Below are 17,124 nucleotides of genomic sequence, written 5' to 3'. Positions count from 1 at the left end.
CTCACCCGGTGACGGGCTGCTGCTGGGTGATGCAGTGGATCCCGCCGCCGCGGGAGAACAGCGGGCGCGCATCGACCGTGATCACCTCACGGCCGGGATACGCCTCGGCGAGGATCGCCCGGGCGCGGGCGTCGGCGGCCTCTTCACCGAAGCCGCAGGCGACCACACCGTCGTTGACGACGAGGTGGTTGACGTAGCTCCAGTCGACGTAGCCGTCGTCGTCGCGCAGAGTGGCCGGGGCGGGCAGATCGATGATCTCCAGCCGCCGGCCGGCCGCATCGGTCTCATCGGCGAGGCGTGCCCGCAGCTCCTGCATCACCGCGTGATCCGGGTGGGCGGGGTCGGTCTGCTGGTGCAGGAGCACCCGGCCCGGGCCGGCGAAGGTGGCGACGATGTCGACGTGACCCTTGGTGCCGAACTCGTCGTAGTCACGGGTCAGCCCGCGGGAGAGCCAGATCGACCGGTCGGCGCCGAGAGTCCGGGCCATCTCGGCCTCGACCCGCGCGCGGTCGGCGTACGGGTTGCGATGCGGGTCCAGTTGCACGGTGTCCGTGAGCAATACGGTGCCTTCGCCGTCGACGTGGATGCCGCCACCCTCGTTGACCAGGACCGAGCTGATGAGCTCGGCGCCGAGATGCGCGGCCACCACGCGGGCGATCTCCGCGGACAGACGCCACTGCGCCCACTCCGGCGCGCCCCACCCGTTGAAGATCCAGTCCACCGCGCCCAGCACCCCGGGCCGGTCGTCGTCGACGACGAACGTCGGGCCCATGTCGCGCATCCAGAACTCGTCGAGCGGGGCATCGAGAGTCTCGATGCCCGATCCGAGCATGCGCCGGGCCCTGGCCGTCTCGCTCGGATCGACCACCATCGTGACCGGCGCGAATCGCGAGACCGCCTGCGCGACGGCCGTCCACGCCGCGTATCCCTCGTCACGTTCGGCGTGGGGGGCGCCCAGCGTGTAGCCCTCCCGGGGAAACGCCATCCACACGCGTTCCTGCGGGGCTGTCTCCGCCGGCATCCGCCACGCCATCGCCGCTCCTTCGCTCACCGGTCCTGGCAGCGTACTGAACGCGTCAGGCGACGTCGTAGTCCTCGACCGACACGGTGAGCATCGCCGCGCTCTGTTCGGCGTCCGGTCCGCTGCCGCGAAAGGCGGCGAGCGCCGCCGGCGACTCCCAGCGTTCGTAGACGTTGACGCGTCCGGCCTCGAGGAGATCCGCCGAGATCGCGAAGTCGAGGCATCCGGCGGTCCGGCGGGCCTGGGCTACGACGTCCACGCACCCGGCGAGGTAGGCCCCGCGCTGCCCCGGGTCGACGGTGAGATGTCCGGCGACGATGACCATGTTCTGCTCCCTGGCTCGGTTGTCCAGGAGTGGACCGCCCCCGCGGCCGGTACTCATCGCGGCCTGACGAATTCCTTGACCGGCCCCGCTCGACGAGCTCAGCCGGCTGACGTCTCGTCGTCCCCGTCGCCCTCGGTGCTCGGCAACGCCTCCGCACCGGGGGTGGCCGGGGTGGTCAGCACGTCGTCGGCGTCCTTGGCGGGTTCCTGCGATGTCATCGGGCGACTCCTCATCTCGAATCGGTGCCGTGACATTCCGCGAGAGAAATGTAACGGCGTCCAAGCGCTGATACCCAGGACGGGGCCGCGGTAATCGTGCCGCCCGGCGGTCGTCAGTGCGCGGCGCCGAGCTGTCCGGAGAGCCGATCGTGGCGGTCCGCGGAGTCGCGGTTGAGTCCGGTGATCTCGACGCGTTTGCCCTTCGCCTGGTACTTGGTGGTGATGGCGTCGAGCGCCGCGACCGTGGAGGCGTCCCAGACGTGCGAGTCGGACAGGTCGATGGTCACCACGGACGGGTCGCCGGTGTAGTCGAACTGGTAGACCAGGTCGTTGCTCGAGGCGAAGAACAGCGCGCCGCTGACCCGGTACACGACGCGGTCGATCGTGCCGTCCCGGTCCTCCGTGATTCTCTCGACGGTCACCAGGTGCGCGACCCGGCGGGCGAACAGCACCATCGCGGTGAGCGCGCCCACGATCACCCCGTAGGCCAGGTTGTGGCTGGCCACCGTCACCACCACCGTGACGGCCATGACCAGGGTTTCGCTGCGCGGCATGCGGCGCAGGGTGGCCGGGGCGATGCTGTGCCAGTCCATGGTCGCGACCGACACCATGACCATGACCGCGACCAGTGCCGCCATCGGGATGAGCCCGACGATGTCGCCGAGGCCGACCACCAGCGCCAGTAGGAACATGCCGGCCAGAAACGTCGAGATCCGGGTGCGGGCACCGGAGACCTTCACGTTGATCATCGTCTGGCCGATCATCGCGCAGCCGCCCATACCGCCGAAGAACCCGGTCACCACGTTGGCCACGCCCTGACCCCAGCCTTCGCGGGTCTTGTCGGAGTGGGTGTCGGTGATGTCGTCGACGAGCTTGGCGGTCATCAGCGATTCGAGCAGGCCGACCAGGGCCATCGCCAGCGCATACGGGGCGATGATCGAGAACGTCTCCATGGTGAACGGGACGTCGGGGAAGATCAGGCTCGGCAGGCTCGACGGCAACTCGCCCTGATCGGAGACCGTCGGCACATCGAGGTGCATCGCCACGGCGGCGATGGTCAGCAGGACGATGGCCACCAGCGGCGCCGGGACCGCCGTGGTGAGCTTCGGCAGGAACACCATGATCAGCAGGCCGGCCGCCACCAGCGGATACACCAGCCACGGCACGCCCAGCAGGTGCGGCAACTGGGAGGTGAAGATGAGGATGGCCAGCGCGTTGACGAAGCCCACCATGACGCTGCGGGGGATGAACCGCATCAACCGGGCGACGCCGAAGAGGCTCAACGCGATCTGGAACGCCCCGGCGAGGATCACCGCCGCGATGAGGTAGTTGACGCCGTGATCCCGCACGAGCGGCGCGATCACGAGCGCGATCGCGCCGGTCGCCGCCGAGATCATGGCGGGTCGGCCGCCGACGATCGCGATGGTCACGGCCATGGTGAACGACGCGAACAGGCCCACACTCGGATCGACACCGGCGATGATCGAGAACGAGATCGCCTCCGGGATCAGGGCCAGCGCGACGACGAGGCCGGAGAGCACCTCGGTGCGCAGCCGCCGCGGCGACCGCAGCGCCGCCCGGACCGACGTGCTCGGATCGCCGGCTTCGCGCACGGTCGATCCGGTTGATTCCGCACGTGTGCCCACGGGACTCCGTTCACGTCGCAGCATGACGGCGCCCGGATGGGCCGGCCGTCGGTGGAAGTAGGGGGCAGATGTCGCGGGGCGGTGCATGCTGCCGCGCGGAACACTACCCTTACCGAAGGGAAGAGTTCGACTTCGGTGGCGGAACTCACGCCGATGGGTGGGCGCCTACGTCCGGTCCATCGCCAGCCCGCGAAGGACGCGATCGTCCACCGTCGCCTCCGCCCGCCCGCGCCGGCGTGCGACCACCACAGCTGCGATGAAGAGACCCGTCGCGGCGAGGGATTGAGCGTTGCCGCCGATCTGCATCGCCAGACTCTGCCACCGCGGGAGCCCGTCGAGCTTCTCCAGCAAGAAGTGGGGGCCGATGCCGAACGCGACGAACGCGACGGCCAAGGCCGGTCGCCAGGACCGGTACTGACCGGCGATGATCAGCGGGACCAGCAGCAGGCAGTACACCCAGTGATGGTTGACCGCGAACGGCGAGGCCAGCAGCACGGCCAGGGCGACCACGCCCAATGCCAGGACGGGTTCCCCGCTGTGGGCGAACCGTCGGGCGGCCCAGTACGCCGTCGCGGCGATGACAAGGGCGAGCGTCAGCCAGATCACGTCCTTGACGAACCCGTCGAGCCCCGATCTGGTCAGCACGCCGGTGAGTGCCTGGTTGCGGCTGAACTCGTGGCCGCCCGCGCGGTCGACCTTGAAGAACTCCCTGAGCCAGAACCACAGCGAATCGACCGGTCGAACCAGGAAGCCCAGTGCGATGGTGGCGGCGAAGACCGCCGCGGCCTTGACCACCGCCGCGGTGTCGCGTCGCGCGAGCAGCACGAGTGCGTGACCGGCAGGCGTGAGCTTGATGGCCGCGGCCAATCCCAGGCACACGCCCTGCAACCGCCGCGGAACCGCACGGAGGCAGTCGGCGACGACCAGCGCCATGAGCACGATGTTGATCTGACCGAACCCGAAGGTGGTGCGCACCGGTTCCAGCAGCAGCGCGGGTCCGAGGGCGAGCAGCGCCAGGCGGCCGGGCCGGCCGAGACCCAGGCGGTCGAGGCAGATCCGCAGGATCCACCAGACCAGCGCCAGATTGAGAAGGGCCCAGAGCACCTGCGTCACCGGAGCCGGCACCCACGCCAGAGGGATGAAGACCACCGCCGCGAACGGCGGATAGATGAAGCGGAAACCCGAGGTGCTCGGGAAGTCCGCGGAGTACAGCGGCGCTCCGTTGAGCAGCGCCGCGCCGGCATCGCGGAACACCGACAGATCCAGCTGATAGCCGGTGACTGTGTGCTTGATCAGCACACCGGACACCACCACGCCGCACAGCGCCGCGCAGGCCGAGAGCGCGACCGGCCACCGCGCGTGACGGCGGCGCGTCGTCAGGCGGCGCATGCCATGGGGGTCCTCCCTTACCGGCCGGCGTAGACGTTCGCCATACCCGATTCCCGAACCGCTCAATCTATTCACCCGTCAGAGTAGGGTCGCGACGGAACGCATCGGGCGGTGTGACGGCCGCGAAGCGACCTCCACGCGACGGGTAAACTCCGGGCACGTAAGAGTACTTACTTCCAGGACGCGCGGCGTTTTTTCCCTCGACGAACGGTTCACGACGGCTCATGACTTCTGATCTCGCGACACCGGCGAATGCGACGGGGTCGCGGGTGACCGCCGAGGCGGCCCGCCGACGGACCTTCGCCGTGATCAGCCACCCCGACGCCGGAAAATCCACGCTCACCGAGGCGTTGGCGCTGCACGCCAGGGTGATCGCCGAGGCCGGCGCCATCCACGGCAAGTCCGGCCGCAAATCCACCGTGTCGGACTGGATGGACATGGAGAAGGCGCGCGGCATCTCCATCACCTCGACCGCGCTGCAGTTCGCCTACCACGGCGCCGACGGCGACGAACGCGTGATCAACCTGCTCGACACCCCCGGGCACGCCGACTTCTCCGAGGACACCTACCGGGTGCTCACCGCCGTCGACTGCGCGGTGATGCTGATCGACGCCGCCAAGGGCCTGGAACCGCAGACGCTCAAGCTGTTCCAGGTGTGCCGGCAGGGCGGCATCCCGATCATCACGGTGATCAACAAGTGGGACCGCCCGGGCCGCGACGCACTCGAACTGCTCGACGAGATCGACCAGCGCATCGGGCTGCGTCCGACGCCGCTGACCTGGCCGGTCGGTATCGCCGGCGACTTCCACGGCGTCCTGGACCGGCGCACCGGACGGTTCATCCGCTTCACCCGCACCGCCGGTGGCGCGAAGGCCGCCCCCGAGGAGCACCTCGACGCCGAGGAGGCGTTGCGCGTGGCCGGTGAGGACTGGGTCCGTGCCGCCGAGGAGTCCGAACTGCTCAGCGCCGACGGCGCCGACTTCGACACCGAGACGTTCCTGGCGGGCGCCAGCACTCCCGTGCTGTTCACCTCCGCGGTGCTCAACTTCGGGGTGAACCAGCTGCTCGACACCCTGGTGCAGCACGCGCCGTCCCCGGCCGCCAAACCCGACGTCGACGGACGCCCGCGCGACCTGGACGGAGAGTTCAGCGCGTTCGTGTTCAAGGTGCAGGCCGGGATGGACAGCGCCCACCGCGACCGGCTGGCCTATGCGCGGGTCTGTTCGGGCGTGTTCCACCGCGGCGACGTCGTCACCCACGCGCCGACCGGTCGGCCGTTCGCCACGAAGTACGCCCAGGCGGTGTTCGGCCAACAGCGCGCCACCATCGACACGGCCTATCCCGGTGATGTGGTCGGGCTGGTGAACGCCGCCGCGCTGCGGGTCGGCGACACGCTCTACACCGGTCCGCGCGTCGAGTTCAGCCCGATCCCGCAGTTCGCGCCCGAGCACTTCGCGGTGGCCCGGGCCGCCGACCCCAGCAAGCACAAGTCGTTCCGGCGGGGCATCACCCAGCTCGAGCAGGAGGGCGTCATCCAGGTGCTGCGGTCGGACCGCCGCGGTGAACAGGCACCCGTGCTCGCCGCCGTCGGCCCCATGCAGTTCGAGGTCACCAGCCACCGGATGGCCGGTGAGCTCAACACCACGATCACGCTCGAGAAGCTGCGCTACACCGTCGTGCGGCGGACCACCGCGGCCGACGTCGACGTGCTCAACGCCCAGTCGGGCGTCGAGGTGCTCGAACGCACCGACGGCGCCCTGCTGGCGCTGTTCACCGACCGCTGGCTGATGGACATGGTGGTGCGCCACCACAAGGGCCTGACGCTCGAGCCGCTGACCGGGGATGCCACCGACACCTGACGTGATGTCGAGATCGTGCCCGCAGCTCCGTCCCCGGGGTGAGCGACCAACTGGGGTCGCGAACCCGAGAGGAGAACGATATGGCCAAGTACCTGCTGCTCAAGCACTATCGGGGCGCGCCCGCGGCGGTCAACGACGTGCCGATGGACCAGTGGGCGCCCGCCGAGATCGAGGCGCACATCAGGTACATGGAGGACTTCGCGGACCGTCTCAAGGACACGGGCGAATTCGTCACCAGCCAGGCCCTGTCCGCCGACGGCGCGTGGGTGCGCCATGACGGGGCGGGCCGGCCGCCGGTCACCGACGGACCGTTCGCGGAGACCAAGGACCTGATCGCCGGGTTCATGATCATCGACGTGGACTCCTACGAGCGCGCCGTGGAGCTGGCCGGTGAGCTGTCGGCCGCCCCCGGCGCCGGTGGCCGGCCGATCCACGAGTGGCTCGAGGTCCGGCCGGTGATGGGCGCCCAGGACACGTTCCACGAATGAGCGCGCCGGTGGACGAGGGCCGACTGCGGGAGCTGATTCCCGGAGTGCTGGCGGCCCTCGTCCGGCGCGGCGCCGACTTCCCGACCGCCGAGGACGCGGTGCAGGAGGCGTTGATCCGGGCGGTCGAGGCGTGGCCGCGCGAGCGCCCCGATGATCCGCGGGCCTGGCTGATCACCACGGCCTGGCGGCGCTTCCTCGACCTCAGTCGGTCCGATGCGGCGCGCCGCGACCGGGAGCGCCGGGTGTCCGACGAGCCGGCGCCGGGACCGACGGAGACGGTCGACGACACCCTGCAGCTGTACTTCCTGTGCGCGCATCCCGACCTGAGCCCGGCCTCGGCCGTCGCGCTGACCCTGCGGGCGGTCGGCGGCCTGACCACACGCCAGATCGCGCAGGCCTACCTGGTGCCGGAATCGACGATGGCGCAGCGGATCAGCCGCGCCAAACGGACGGTCAGCCAGACGCGGCTCAACCGGCCCGGCGATCTGCGCACGGTGCTGAGGGTGCTCTACCTGGTGTTCAACGAGGGCTACACCGGCGATGTCGACCTCGCCGCCGAGGCGATCCGGCTGGCCCGGCAGCTCGCCGCGATCTCCGACGACCCGGAGATCGCGGGACTGCTCGCGCTGTTCCTGCTCCACCACGCCCGGCGGCCGGCCCGCGCTCACGCCGACGGCAGTCTGGTCCCGCTCGTCGAGCAGGACCGCCGCCTGTGGCGGCGTGAGTTGATCGCCGAGGGCGTCGCGGTGTTGCAGGCCGCGCTGGGCCGGGACCGGTTGGGCGAGTACCAGGCGCAGGCGGCGATCGCCGCGCTGCACGCCGACGCCCAGCGCGCCGAGGAGACCGACTGGGTGCAGATCGTGGAGTGGTACGACGAACTCGTCCGGCTCACCGACAGCCCGGTGGTGCGGCTCAACCGCGCGGTCGCGCTCGGCGAGGCCGACGGCCCGCACGCCGGGCTCGCGGCGCTGGCCGACCTGGACCCCGCACTACCGCGCCACACCGCGGCGCTGGCCTATCTGCACGAGAAGGCGAACGACTTCGCCGTTGCCGCAGACCTCTACGCCGCGGCCGCGGCGCACGCGCAGACCGTCGCCGAGCGCAACCACCTCACGATGCGTGCGGCCGCGCTACGGCATCGGACGGACTTCTAGCCGGCGAGACCAGGTGACATACTTCGCGAGTGGATGTCACCGATGTCCGCACGCGGAACAACGTCAACGTCATCGGTCCCCTCGATGGTCCGGTGGTCATGCTGGCGCACGGCTTCGGGTGCGACCAGAACCTCTGGCGCCTGGTCGCGGCTTCCCTGGCCGCCACCCACCGGGTGGTGTTGTTCGACCATGTCGGCTCGGGGAACGCCGACCCGGCGGCGTGGGATCCGCAGCGGTACGCGTCGCTGGACGGCTACGCCGACGACATCGTCGACATCGTGCGCGAGCTCGACCTGCGTGAGGTCACCTTCGTCGGGCACTCGGTGGCCGCCATGATGGGCGTCCTGGCCGTCACGCGGGAACCGCAGCGTTTCACCGGACTCGTCCTAGTGGCGCCCTCACCGCGCTACATCGACGACGACGGCTACCGGGGAGGGTTCTCCCGGGCGGACATCGACGAGTTGCTGGCGTCGCTGGACAGCAACTACCTGGGATGGTCGGCCGCGATGGCGCCGGTCATCATGGGCGCCCCCGAGCGCCCGGAGCTCGCGGCCGAACTGACCGAGAGCTTCTGCCGCACCGACCCGGAGTGTGCGCGTGTCTTCGCCCGCACCACCTTCCTCTCCGACAACCGCGCAGACCTGGGCGGCGTTGCGGTGCCGACGCTGGTGATCGACTGCGCCCACGATGCGATCGCGCCGCGGGAAGTGGGCCGGTACGTGGCCGAACACGTCCCGGGCTGCCGGTTGGTGACCATCGACACCGACGGACACTGTCCGCAGCTGTCCGCCCCGGAGGACACCGCAGGCGCGATCGCGGCGTTCCTTCGGACGTGACCGCCGACGACCTCTTCGAGCACGCCCCGTGCGGATACGCCGTCGTCGGGCCGGACCGGCGCATCGTGCAGGCGAACGCGACGCTGGCCGGCTGGCTGGGACAGGACCGCGGCCGGCTGGTCGGCAGTCGGTTCACCGACCTGCTGGCGGTCGGCAGCCGGATCCACTTCGAGACGCACTTCGCCCCGCTGCTGCTGGCGCGCCACGCGCTGAGCGGTGTGGCGGTCGACCTGATCACCGCGGACGGCGGCCGCATGCCGGTGTTCCTGGCGGCCAACGTACGGGCCACGGCCGATGGCCGGCCGGAGGTCTTCCGCTTCACGTTCGACGACGCCACCGACCGCCGGTCCTACGAGCGGGAACTGCTCATGGCCCAACAACGGGCCGAGGAGCAACGGCGCCGGGCCGAGGCGCTGGCGGGCACCCTGCAGCGCTCGCTGCTCCCGCCGTCGCTGTCACCGCCACCGGGTATCGAGGCGTCCGCCCTGTTCCATCCGGCGTCGGTCGACGACGTCGCCGGGGACTTCTACGACCTGTTCCCGCTGTCACCCGACTGCTGGGGATTCTTCCTCGGCGACGTCTGCGGCAAGGGCCCGAAAGCCGCGGCCATCACGTCGCTGACGCGGTACACGCTGCGTGCCGCCGCCGTGTTCGACGATGATCCGGTCGCGGTGCTGCAGAACCTCAACGCCATCCTCCACGACGAGTTCCGTCGCGATTCGTCGTCGTTCTGCACGGTGATCTTCGGTGTGCTGAGCCGCAACGGCACGGACTTCGATGTCCACCTGGCCTCCGGCGGCCACCCGCCCCCCATCCTGCTGCGCGGTGACGGCCGCGCCGGACAGCTCGACACCGTGGGTGGGCAGGCCGTGGGCATCTTCGCCGCGCCCCGATTCCGCACGGTGAAGCTGCGGCTGAGCGCGGGTGACGTCCTCATGGTCCACAGCGACGGGCTCACCGAGGCGCGCATCGACGGCGGCGCCGGCCGGCTCGACGAAACCGGGCTCCTCGACTTCGCCGGTCACCACGCGCCCAACACGCCCGCGGGGATCGTCGCCGCGCTCGAGGACCTGCTCGCCCGATTGGGAGCCGGGGTAGAGGACGACGTCGCGGTGCTCGCCTTCGGGCCACCGGCGACCCCCTGACCTCAGTGCACCGGGGTGCTCACGGACGGCGCGGGTTTGCGGCCGGTGAACAGGGCCGTGAACACCACGACCACGCCGACGACGGCCGCGACGGTGAACGCGGCGCGCACGCCCGGCAGATCCGGTGCACCGCCGGACGCCGACGCGTTCGTCATCACGGTGATGAACAGCGCGGTGCCGGCCGCGCCCGCCACCTGCTGCAGCGTGGTGAGGATCGCGCTGCCGTGGGAGTACAGCCAGTCCGGCAGCACCCCGAGCGCATCGGTCATCAGCGGCGTGAACATCAGCGACAGGCCCAACATCATGACCGTCTGCAGCGCCACCACCTCCCAGATGGGGGAGTCGGCCGAGAGGATCGCGAACCCCCACAGCGCCGCGCACAGCAGCAACGCGCCGGGGATGACCAGCCGGCGGGCGCCGTGACGGTCGTAGGCCCGGCCGACGAACGGGCCGACCAGGCCCATCAGCAGACCGCCCGGGAACACCGTCAGCCCGGCGACCAGTGCGCTGCGGCCCAGCACGTCCTGTACGTAGAGCGGCAGCATGATGATCGCGCCGAACAGGCCCATGAAGCCGAGGATCACCAGCAGCAGCGAGACGGTGAATCGGCGGTGGGTGAACGGACGCAGGTCGAGCAGGGCGCCGTCGCTCCGCTGCAACCGGCGCTGACGCCACACGAACAGCACCATCGCGACCGAGCCGAGCGCCAGCGGCACCCACGGCGGCAGGCCGCCGGGGGCGTGCCCGGACTCACCCAGCAGCGACAGCCCGAACACCAGCCCGGCGAACGCCACCGCCGAGAGCGGCACGGACACGACGTCGATGGGCGTCGACCGGCGCTGCTCCTCGGGCACCCGCAACCACCGGGCCCCCGCGGCCAGCGCGGTGAGCGCGATCGGCAGCACGATCCAGAACATCCAGCGCCACCCGAGCGCGCCGAGGATCAGCCCCGACACGGTGGGTCCGACGGCGGGGGCCACCGCGATGACGATCGAGATGGTGCCCATCGTCTGACCGCGCCGTTCGGCGGGCACGAGTTTCATGATCGTGGTCATCAGCAGCGGCACCATGACGGCCGTTCCGAACGCCTGCACCACCCGGCCGGCCAGCAGCACCGGGAACCCGGGGGCCACCGCGCACAGCAGGGTGCCGAGGCTGAACAGCACCATCGAGGTCAGGTAGATCGCGCGCGCCGGATACCGCTGGATCAGGAAGCCGGTGGTCGGGATCACCACCGCCATGGTGAGCAGGAAGCCACTGGTCAGCCACTGCGCCGTGCCGGCCGAGACCTGCAGGTCCGCGATCAGCGCGGGCAGCGCCACACTCATGATCGTCTCGTTGAGGATCATGACGAATGCGGACCCGACCAGCAGCCCGATGATCAGCGTGGCGCCGGACGTGGTCTGCCGCGTCACCGCCGGGTCTTCGGCGGTGACGGTCGGCTCGGTGGTCATAGACATCCCCTGGTTCGTTGTGCGGCCCTCCAGGGTAGACACTCAGAACCGGTGAGGCATCGGGGTTTTCGGCGGGGGAGCGGTGAGCGGGTGTGAGGATCAGCGGCTTCCGGCCGCGCGGTGGGATCGCTCACGTACCGAGGCGACGACGCCGCCGTCGTTGAGGATGTCGGTACCGGTGAGGTATCCCGCCCGGTCGCTCGCGCAGAACGCGAGCAGCTCGGCCATCTCCTCGGGCGTGCCCCACCGCGGCACCGCGGCGTCTGCCAGCATGGCGCCGGCGCCCGCCTCGGCTTCGAGCCGACCCATCTCGGTATCGACGGAGCCGGGGGACACCGACAGGATCCGCAGACCGCGCGCGCCGAAGCGTTCGGACTGTGCGGTGCTGTACCACCGCACGAAGCCCTTGCTCACCGCGTACGCGTAACCGGGGCGCGCCTCCTCGGGGGCGATGCCGCACGCGGTCGCCATCTCGGCGAGGAACCCGCCGGGATCGGTCAGCGCCAGCGGGAAGTGGTGCGCCGGCATGACCTCGTCGGGCAGCAGATGCGCGGCCATCGAGGCGACGTTGACGACGGCCGCACCCTCCCGGGCGCCGTCGAAGAACACCTCGCCGACGTTCGCGGTGCCGAGGGCGTTGGTGCGCATGATGAGGTCGGCGGGGCCCATGCTGGGACTGACTCCCGCGGTGTGGATCACCGAGGCGATGCGGCCGAGGTCCGCCGCGCGGGCGAACAGCTCGGTGACCGCAGACCGGTCGGTGACGTCGCAGTGCACGGTGTGCGCCGTGACGCCGAGCGGTTCGAGGATCGAGGTGGCCGTCTCCAGGCGGTCGGCCCGGATGTCGGCGAGGACCACAGTGTGGTCACGCCCGACCAGCTTCGCCGTGGCGAGGCCCATGCCGCCGGCACCTCCGGTGATGACTGCAACGTCGCCCATGGGCGCCGAGGGTAGTCACGTCACCGGGTGCCCGGGCCGTTACGGGTGACGAATATCGGTGGATTCGTAACGCCGGGCTCGGCGCCCCAGATGTGCAGGGCGGCCGTCCACCCGGCCCGGTCCGAGGAGGGCCCCGCCCAGGCGGCGTAGCCGTCGGGGCGCACCAGGACGGCCGGCCCGGCGTCGGTCCGCTCGGCGTGTCGCAGCCCCGGGGCGTCGACCGGTGCCGCGTCGCGTTCGCGGATCAGGACGAAGCCGGGGGTGCGCTGCAGTTCGGTGAGGCGGGCGCCGCGCAGCGGGATCTGCGTGCCGCGGGTCCCGACGAGCGGGCTCTCGCCCCGGCGGTGCGGATAGCGCAGCGCGGTGCCGGCGAAGCTCCCGGCCACCCCGTCGCGGACCCGCGGGATGCGAAGAAGGCGGCGCGCCAGCAGGTTTCGCATCGCGCGGGCGCCGCGGGGGTGCAACGTGATGCCGCGTGCCATCAGGCCGGATTGACGCAAGACCCGCGCACCGATCGGATGGCGTTCGTCGTGATAGGTGTCGAGCACCGCGTCGCCGGCGCCGGCCAGCACGGCGTCGAGCTTCCACGCGAGGTTCGCCGCGTCCTGGATTCCGGTGTTCATGCCCTGCCCGCCCATGGGGGAGTGGACGTGGGCGGCGTCCCCGGCCAGGAACACCCGGCCGTACCGGTAGCGGGTGACCTGCCGTTCGTCGCAATGGAACCGGGAGTTCCACCCGACCTCGACCAGCCCGGGGTCGGCACCGGTCGCGCGGGTGATGACGTCGGCGATCTCGGCGCGGTCGGGCGGAACGTCGTCGGGCAGCTGCCGATGCCGGTCCCAGACCATGGTGCGGTACCACGAGCCGTCGGCGTCGTGGCGGCCGTAGGACACGAAGAAGGCAAAGATGTCACGGGTGCTGTACAGCCGAAGGCCGTCACCACTGGGCTTCCCGGAGAGCTTCACATCGGCCAGTACGAGCGACGACATCAGGGTGCGGCCGGGGAAGTCGGCGCCCACGAGATCGCGTACGGTGCTGTGGGCACCGTCAGCGCCGATGACATACGCTGCGCGCCAGATGGTTTCGTCACCGCCGCCCCGCGGGCGCGCCGTCACCGTCGCGCCGTCGCGGTCCTGGGCCAGGCCGGTGACCTCGACACCGCGCCGCACATCCGCGCCGTGGGTCCGGGCGTACCCGGCCAGGGCGTGTTCCACCCGGGTCTGCGGGGTCACCGTGATGAACGGGTAGCGGATGTCGAGGTGGCTCAGGTCGATACGCGCGCCGGCGAAGATCGTCACACCGGGCGCGCGGTGGGCGTGCGCGAGGAGATCGTCGGCCAGTCCGCGGGCGTCGAGGAGCTCGAGGGTGCGCGCCATGGTGGCGAAGGCGCGGCTGGACGGGTTCATCGTGGGCCAGCGTTCCAGGACGGCCACCGAGCGACCCGCGCGGGCGAGGTCCCCGGCCGCGGTCAGGCCGGTCGGCCCGGCGCCGACCACCAGGACGTCGACCTCGTGGGTGCTCATCGGGCGACCGCCTCGGGATGCGGGAACCACCGGCGGATGTCGTCGGGGCTCGCCACCGCCGCGCGGTTGAACACGAAGCGGCAGTGCGGCTGTGCGGTGTGGGCGGCGTTGACTATCGCCTCGAAGAGCAGGGTGTTGGCCGCGACCAGCCGGATGCCCGCGCCGATCAGCACCGCGTCGTAGTGGCCGGCCTGCAGCGACTCGCGGGCGGTCTCCGCGCCGTCCGCGCCGGTGCCGACCAGGCAGTTGTCGACGCGGTAGCCGGCGGCCCGCAGCGCCGCGACGTTGTCGTCGTTGGCCCGACGCAGCGTCTCTCGGGTGAGCCCGGGGAACCGGGCGAACTCCGGTGAGTCGTAGTCGACGGCGTCGGGGTGAAGCCCGATCTGAATGGCGGTGACGGTCATGACGCCCTCCTCGCGGGTGTGTTCAACAGTTGTTGAAGTCGACGGTACGAGTGCGCGGTGGCTATGTCAACAGTTGTTGAATACACTGTCGGCATGACTGCGAAGGCGCGCGACGCCGAGGCGACCCGCGCCACCATCCTGTCCACCGCCCGCACCCAGTTCGGCGACCAGGGATTCGAGCGCACCACCATCCGCTCCGTGGCGGCCGCAGCCGGCGTCGATCCGGCGCTGGTCATGCACTACTTCGGCAGTAAGGCCGAATTGTTCGCGGCTGCATCGCGATTCGACATCACCTTCCCCGATCTGTCCGGCGTCGCCCCCGATCGCATCGCCGACGTGCTGGTGCCGCTGTTCGTCGGCGTGTGGGGACCGCAGGGTCCGTTCCTGCCGCTGCTGCGCGCGGCGGCGACCAACCGGGCCGCGGCCGATGCGCTGCTCGGGGTGTTCGTGGACCGGGTGAGCCCGGCGCTGGCCGTCGTCGTCCCCGACCGGGCGCCCGAGCGTGCCGCGCTGGTCGGCTCCCAAGTGCTCGGCCTGGCCGTGGCCCGCTACGTCCTCGGCATCCCGCCGCTGGCCGAGATGGACGACACCCGGTTGGTCGCGTGGCTACGTCCGGTACTCGCGCACTACCTGACCGCACCGGCACCGGACTGACCCGGTGACCCGCGGCGCGCCCACCGGGACCCGGCGTCGCGCAGCCGCTGGCTGAGGCGGAACGAGAACAGCCCGTTGAACGCGTCCTCGCGCAGCCTCGTCAGCGTCGAGGTCGCGATCCGCCACTGCCCGTCGATCTTGACGTACGTCTCGTGATAGTGGCCGTACCCGTTGAGATTCAGCCCCGGCCCCAGGTGCACGATGTCGTTGAGCGCCCACACCCCGCGCGCGGCGGTCGCGCTCAGTACCTCGATCTCGGGGGCGTGCACCTGGTGCACCGTCGGCTGCGACGGCTTGCCGATGTTGGCGCGGGTGAACGCGACGAACGCGTCGGCGCCGGTGATCACCGCACCGCCGGACCGGGACGTGTCGCTGACGAAGTCGTCGGTGAACAGGTCCCGCCACGACGCCCAGTCCTTGGTGTCGAGCAGGCGGCAGTACCGGGCCTTGAGCGTCTTGATCGCCTCGATCTCCACCAGCACGGCCGAGTCGTCCATCACAGTCCTTCGCCGGTAGCCACACGCCCGCGGTGTGACGATGCCCACAAGATTGGTGCCGATCGTCGCACAGTCCCGCGTAACGTTTCGCTGCGACCCACGTCGGACGGGGTGCCTTGGCTTCATGGGCGCCGGTCTGCCGATCGGAGCCGTGTTGTCGACCGCGCACGGGGCGGGTACGAAGGCCTTGGCGTCGTCCGCACGCCGAGTGGCATGTACCTCCAATGACCAAGGACCGCATCTTGATCCGCGACAGCAGGCGCTTCGTCGGCGGCCCCCAGGGCCACCTCCTGCACCGCCGGGCGGCGCTGAAACTGCCGCTGATGGCGACGGCCGCGGTGACGCTGTCCGCCGCACCGCGCGCCCGCGCCGCGACCGCACGATGGTCGGCCGACCGCGCGCACACCTGGTACGGAGCGCAGGGTTGGCTGGTCGGCGCGAACTTCATCACCTCGAACGCGGTCAATCAGCTCGAGATGTTCCAACCCGACACCTGGGACCCGCACCGCGTCCACGCCGAGCTGCGCACGGCCCGGCGGATCGGGCTCAACACGGTCCGCGTGTTCCTGCACGACCAGCTGTGGGTGCAGGATCGCAGGGGTTTTCAACGCCGGCTCGGGCAGTTCGTCGGCATCGCCGCCCGCCACGGCATCAAACCGCTGTTCGTGCTGTTCGACTCCTGCTGGGATCCGCATCCGAAGCTGGGGCGGCAGCGTCCGCCGCGGCCGGGTGTGCACAATTCGGGGTGGGTGCAGAGCCCCGGCGCCGAACGCCTCGGCGACCGTCGGTACCACGGTGTGTTGCAGGAGTACGTCGCCGGCGTGCTGACCCAGTTCCGCGGTGACCGCCGGATCCTGGGGTGGGACCTGTGGAACGAACCCGACAACCCGGCGAACACCTACCGCGACGTCGAACGCCCGGACAAGATCGAGCTGGTGGCCGACCTACTCCCTCAGGTGTTCGGGTGGGCGCGGGCCGCCGACCCGGGGCAGCCGCTGACCAGCGGGGTGTGGCAAGGCGTGTGGGGCGACCCGGCCCGGCGCAGCGAGATCAGCACGCTGCAGCTCGACCTGTCGGACGTGATCACCTTCCACAGCTACGAGAGACCCCGCGAGTTCGAAGGCCGCATCGATGAATTGTCGCCGTGGGGCCGGCCGATCATGTGCACCGAGTACCTGGCCCGTAGCGAGGACAGCACGGTCGAGGGCATTCTGCCGCTGGCGCGCCGGCGGCACGTCGGCGCGTACAACTGGGGCTTGGTGGCGGGCAAGACGCAGACGTTCCTGCCGTGGGATTCCTGGGACCGGCCCTACCCACAGGGGCCGGAGGTGTGGTTCCACGACCTGGTCGAGCCCGGCGGAAAGCCCTACCGGGACACCGAGGTGCACACGATTCGCAGCCTCACCAAACGCCGTCCCCGTTGAGTCGCTGTCGCAAGCCTCGGCTCAGAACGGTGGTTGGTCGGGGGTGTCGGGTTGGGGTGGGGGTTGCCAGTCCGGTGGGAGGTCTTCGGGTTCGAAGGGGTCGTTGACCCAGGTGCACAGGGGGCTTGTGCTGTGTTGGATGCCTTTG

Annotated in this window: 16 protein-coding genes; 7 read left to right on the top strand and 9 right to left on the bottom strand. The window is 70.7% G+C overall.

Features of this window, described 5'->3' with window-relative positions; genetic code table 11:
• Position 1 precedes the first annotated feature (1 nt).
• The 4 genes from E4P42_RS20380 to E4P42_RS20365 all read right to left on the bottom strand — a co-directional run bounded on the left by E4P42_RS20380 (position 2) and on the right by E4P42_RS20365 (position 4,599).
• The gene (locus E4P42_RS20380) at positions 2-1,033 is read right to left on the bottom strand and encodes an agmatine/peptidylarginine deiminase (RefSeq protein WP_135127928.1); all 1,032 of its coding nucleotides are present in this window, start codon (positions 1,031-1,033) and stop codon (positions 2-4) included.
• A 43-nt stretch (positions 1,034-1,076) separates the two neighbouring features.
• On the bottom strand, positions 1,077-1,346 hold the full coding sequence (locus E4P42_RS20375; protein ID WP_135127890.1) for a putative quinol monooxygenase: 270 nt from the start codon (positions 1,344-1,346) through the stop codon (positions 1,077-1,079).
• Positions 1,347-1,677: 331 nt separating this feature from the next.
• Positions 1,678-3,234 (bottom strand): SulP family inorganic anion transporter, encoded by a 1,557-nt coding sequence (locus E4P42_RS20370; RefSeq protein WP_135127889.1) that lies wholly within the window; start codon positions 3,232-3,234, stop codon positions 1,678-1,680.
• Positions 3,235-3,375: 141 nt separating this feature from the next.
• A complete protein-coding gene (locus E4P42_RS20365) occupies positions 3,376-4,599 on the bottom strand; it encodes a glycosyltransferase 87 family protein (protein WP_135127888.1) in 1,224 nt (407 codons plus the stop codon).
• 224 nt (positions 4,600-4,823) lie between these two features.
• Here E4P42_RS20365 and E4P42_RS20360 point away from each other — a divergent pair, with 224 nt between their 5' ends.
• The 5 genes from E4P42_RS20360 to E4P42_RS20340 all read left to right on the top strand — a co-directional run bounded on the left by E4P42_RS20360 (position 4,824) and on the right by E4P42_RS20340 (position 10,081).
• Positions 4,824-6,458, top strand: a complete 1,635-nt coding sequence (locus E4P42_RS20360; RefSeq protein WP_135127887.1) for a peptide chain release factor 3 — start codon at positions 4,824-4,826, stop codon at positions 6,456-6,458.
• Positions 6,459-6,538: 80 nt separating this feature from the next.
• Entirely contained in the window at positions 6,539-6,946 is a 408-nt protein-coding gene (locus tag E4P42_RS20355) for a YciI family protein (RefSeq protein WP_135127886.1), read from the top strand.
• The gene (locus tag E4P42_RS20350; RefSeq protein ID WP_135127885.1) at positions 6,943-8,100 is read left to right on the top strand and encodes an RNA polymerase sigma factor; all 1,158 of its coding nucleotides are present in this window, start codon (positions 6,943-6,945) and stop codon (positions 8,098-8,100) included. The genes E4P42_RS20355 and E4P42_RS20350 overlap by 4 nt, the downstream gene beginning before the upstream one ends.
• 98 nt (positions 8,101-8,198) lie before the next feature.
• Complete coding sequence (locus E4P42_RS20345; RefSeq protein ID WP_135127927.1) at positions 8,199-8,936, top strand: alpha/beta fold hydrolase; 738 nt, start codon at positions 8,199-8,201, stop codon at positions 8,934-8,936.
• Positions 8,933-10,081 (top strand): PP2C family protein-serine/threonine phosphatase, encoded by a 1,149-nt coding sequence (locus tag E4P42_RS20340; protein ID WP_135127884.1) that lies wholly within the window; start codon positions 8,933-8,935, stop codon positions 10,079-10,081. The genes E4P42_RS20345 and E4P42_RS20340 overlap by 4 nt, the downstream gene beginning before the upstream one ends.
• A gap of 2 nt (positions 10,082-10,083) precedes the next feature.
• Here E4P42_RS20340 and E4P42_RS20335 read toward each other — a convergent pair whose 3' ends face one another.
• The 4 genes from E4P42_RS20335 to E4P42_RS20320 all read right to left on the bottom strand — a co-directional run bounded on the left by E4P42_RS20335 (position 10,084) and on the right by E4P42_RS20320 (position 14,401).
• On the bottom strand, positions 10,084-11,535 hold the full coding sequence (locus E4P42_RS20335) for an MDR family MFS transporter (RefSeq protein ID WP_135127883.1): 1,452 nt from the start codon (positions 11,533-11,535) through the stop codon (positions 10,084-10,086).
• A gap of 99 nt (positions 11,536-11,634) precedes the next feature.
• The gene (locus E4P42_RS20330) at positions 11,635-12,474 is read right to left on the bottom strand and encodes an SDR family oxidoreductase (RefSeq protein WP_135127882.1); all 840 of its coding nucleotides are present in this window, start codon (positions 12,472-12,474) and stop codon (positions 11,635-11,637) included.
• Positions 12,475-12,494: 20 nt separating this feature from the next.
• Positions 12,495-13,997 (bottom strand): FAD-dependent oxidoreductase, encoded by a 1,503-nt coding sequence (locus E4P42_RS20325; RefSeq protein WP_135127881.1) that lies wholly within the window; start codon positions 13,995-13,997, stop codon positions 12,495-12,497.
• Complete coding sequence (locus E4P42_RS20320) at positions 13,994-14,401, bottom strand: hypothetical protein (protein WP_135127880.1); 408 nt, start codon at positions 14,399-14,401, stop codon at positions 13,994-13,996. Before E4P42_RS20320 ends, E4P42_RS20325 begins: the two co-directional genes overlap by 4 nt.
• 93 nt (positions 14,402-14,494) lie before the next feature.
• On the opposite strand from E4P42_RS20320, the gene E4P42_RS20315 reads away from it, so the two are divergent.
• Positions 14,495-15,055: a TetR family transcriptional regulator gene (locus tag E4P42_RS20315; RefSeq protein ID WP_135127879.1), complete on the top strand. Its 561-nt coding sequence runs from the start codon at positions 14,495-14,497 to the stop codon at positions 15,053-15,055.
• Here the strand turns inward: E4P42_RS20315 and E4P42_RS20310 are convergent.
• The gene (locus tag E4P42_RS20310; protein ID WP_135127878.1) at positions 15,028-15,552 is read right to left on the bottom strand and encodes a nuclear transport factor 2 family protein; all 525 of its coding nucleotides are present in this window, start codon (positions 15,550-15,552) and stop codon (positions 15,028-15,030) included. The genes E4P42_RS20315 and E4P42_RS20310 overlap by 28 nt on opposite strands.
• 290 nt (positions 15,553-15,842) lie before the next feature.
• Between E4P42_RS20310 and E4P42_RS20305 the strand changes: the two genes are divergently transcribed.
• Positions 15,843-16,976 carry a 1,4-beta-xylanase gene (locus E4P42_RS20305; RefSeq protein WP_135127926.1) on the top strand — a complete coding sequence of 378 codons (1,134 nt, stop codon included), beginning with the start codon at positions 15,843-15,845 and terminating at the stop codon, positions 16,974-16,976.
• Positions 16,977-17,124 lie beyond the last annotated feature (148 nt).

Origin of the sequence: Mycobacterium sp. PS03-16, from assembly GCF_004570325.1 — a bacterium.
Taxonomy (GTDB): Bacteria; Actinomycetota; Actinomycetes; order Mycobacteriales; family Mycobacteriaceae; genus Mycobacterium.
The sequence above is the reverse complement of the archived record's forward strand: the minus strand, read 5'-3'. Positions and strand labels throughout refer to the sequence as shown.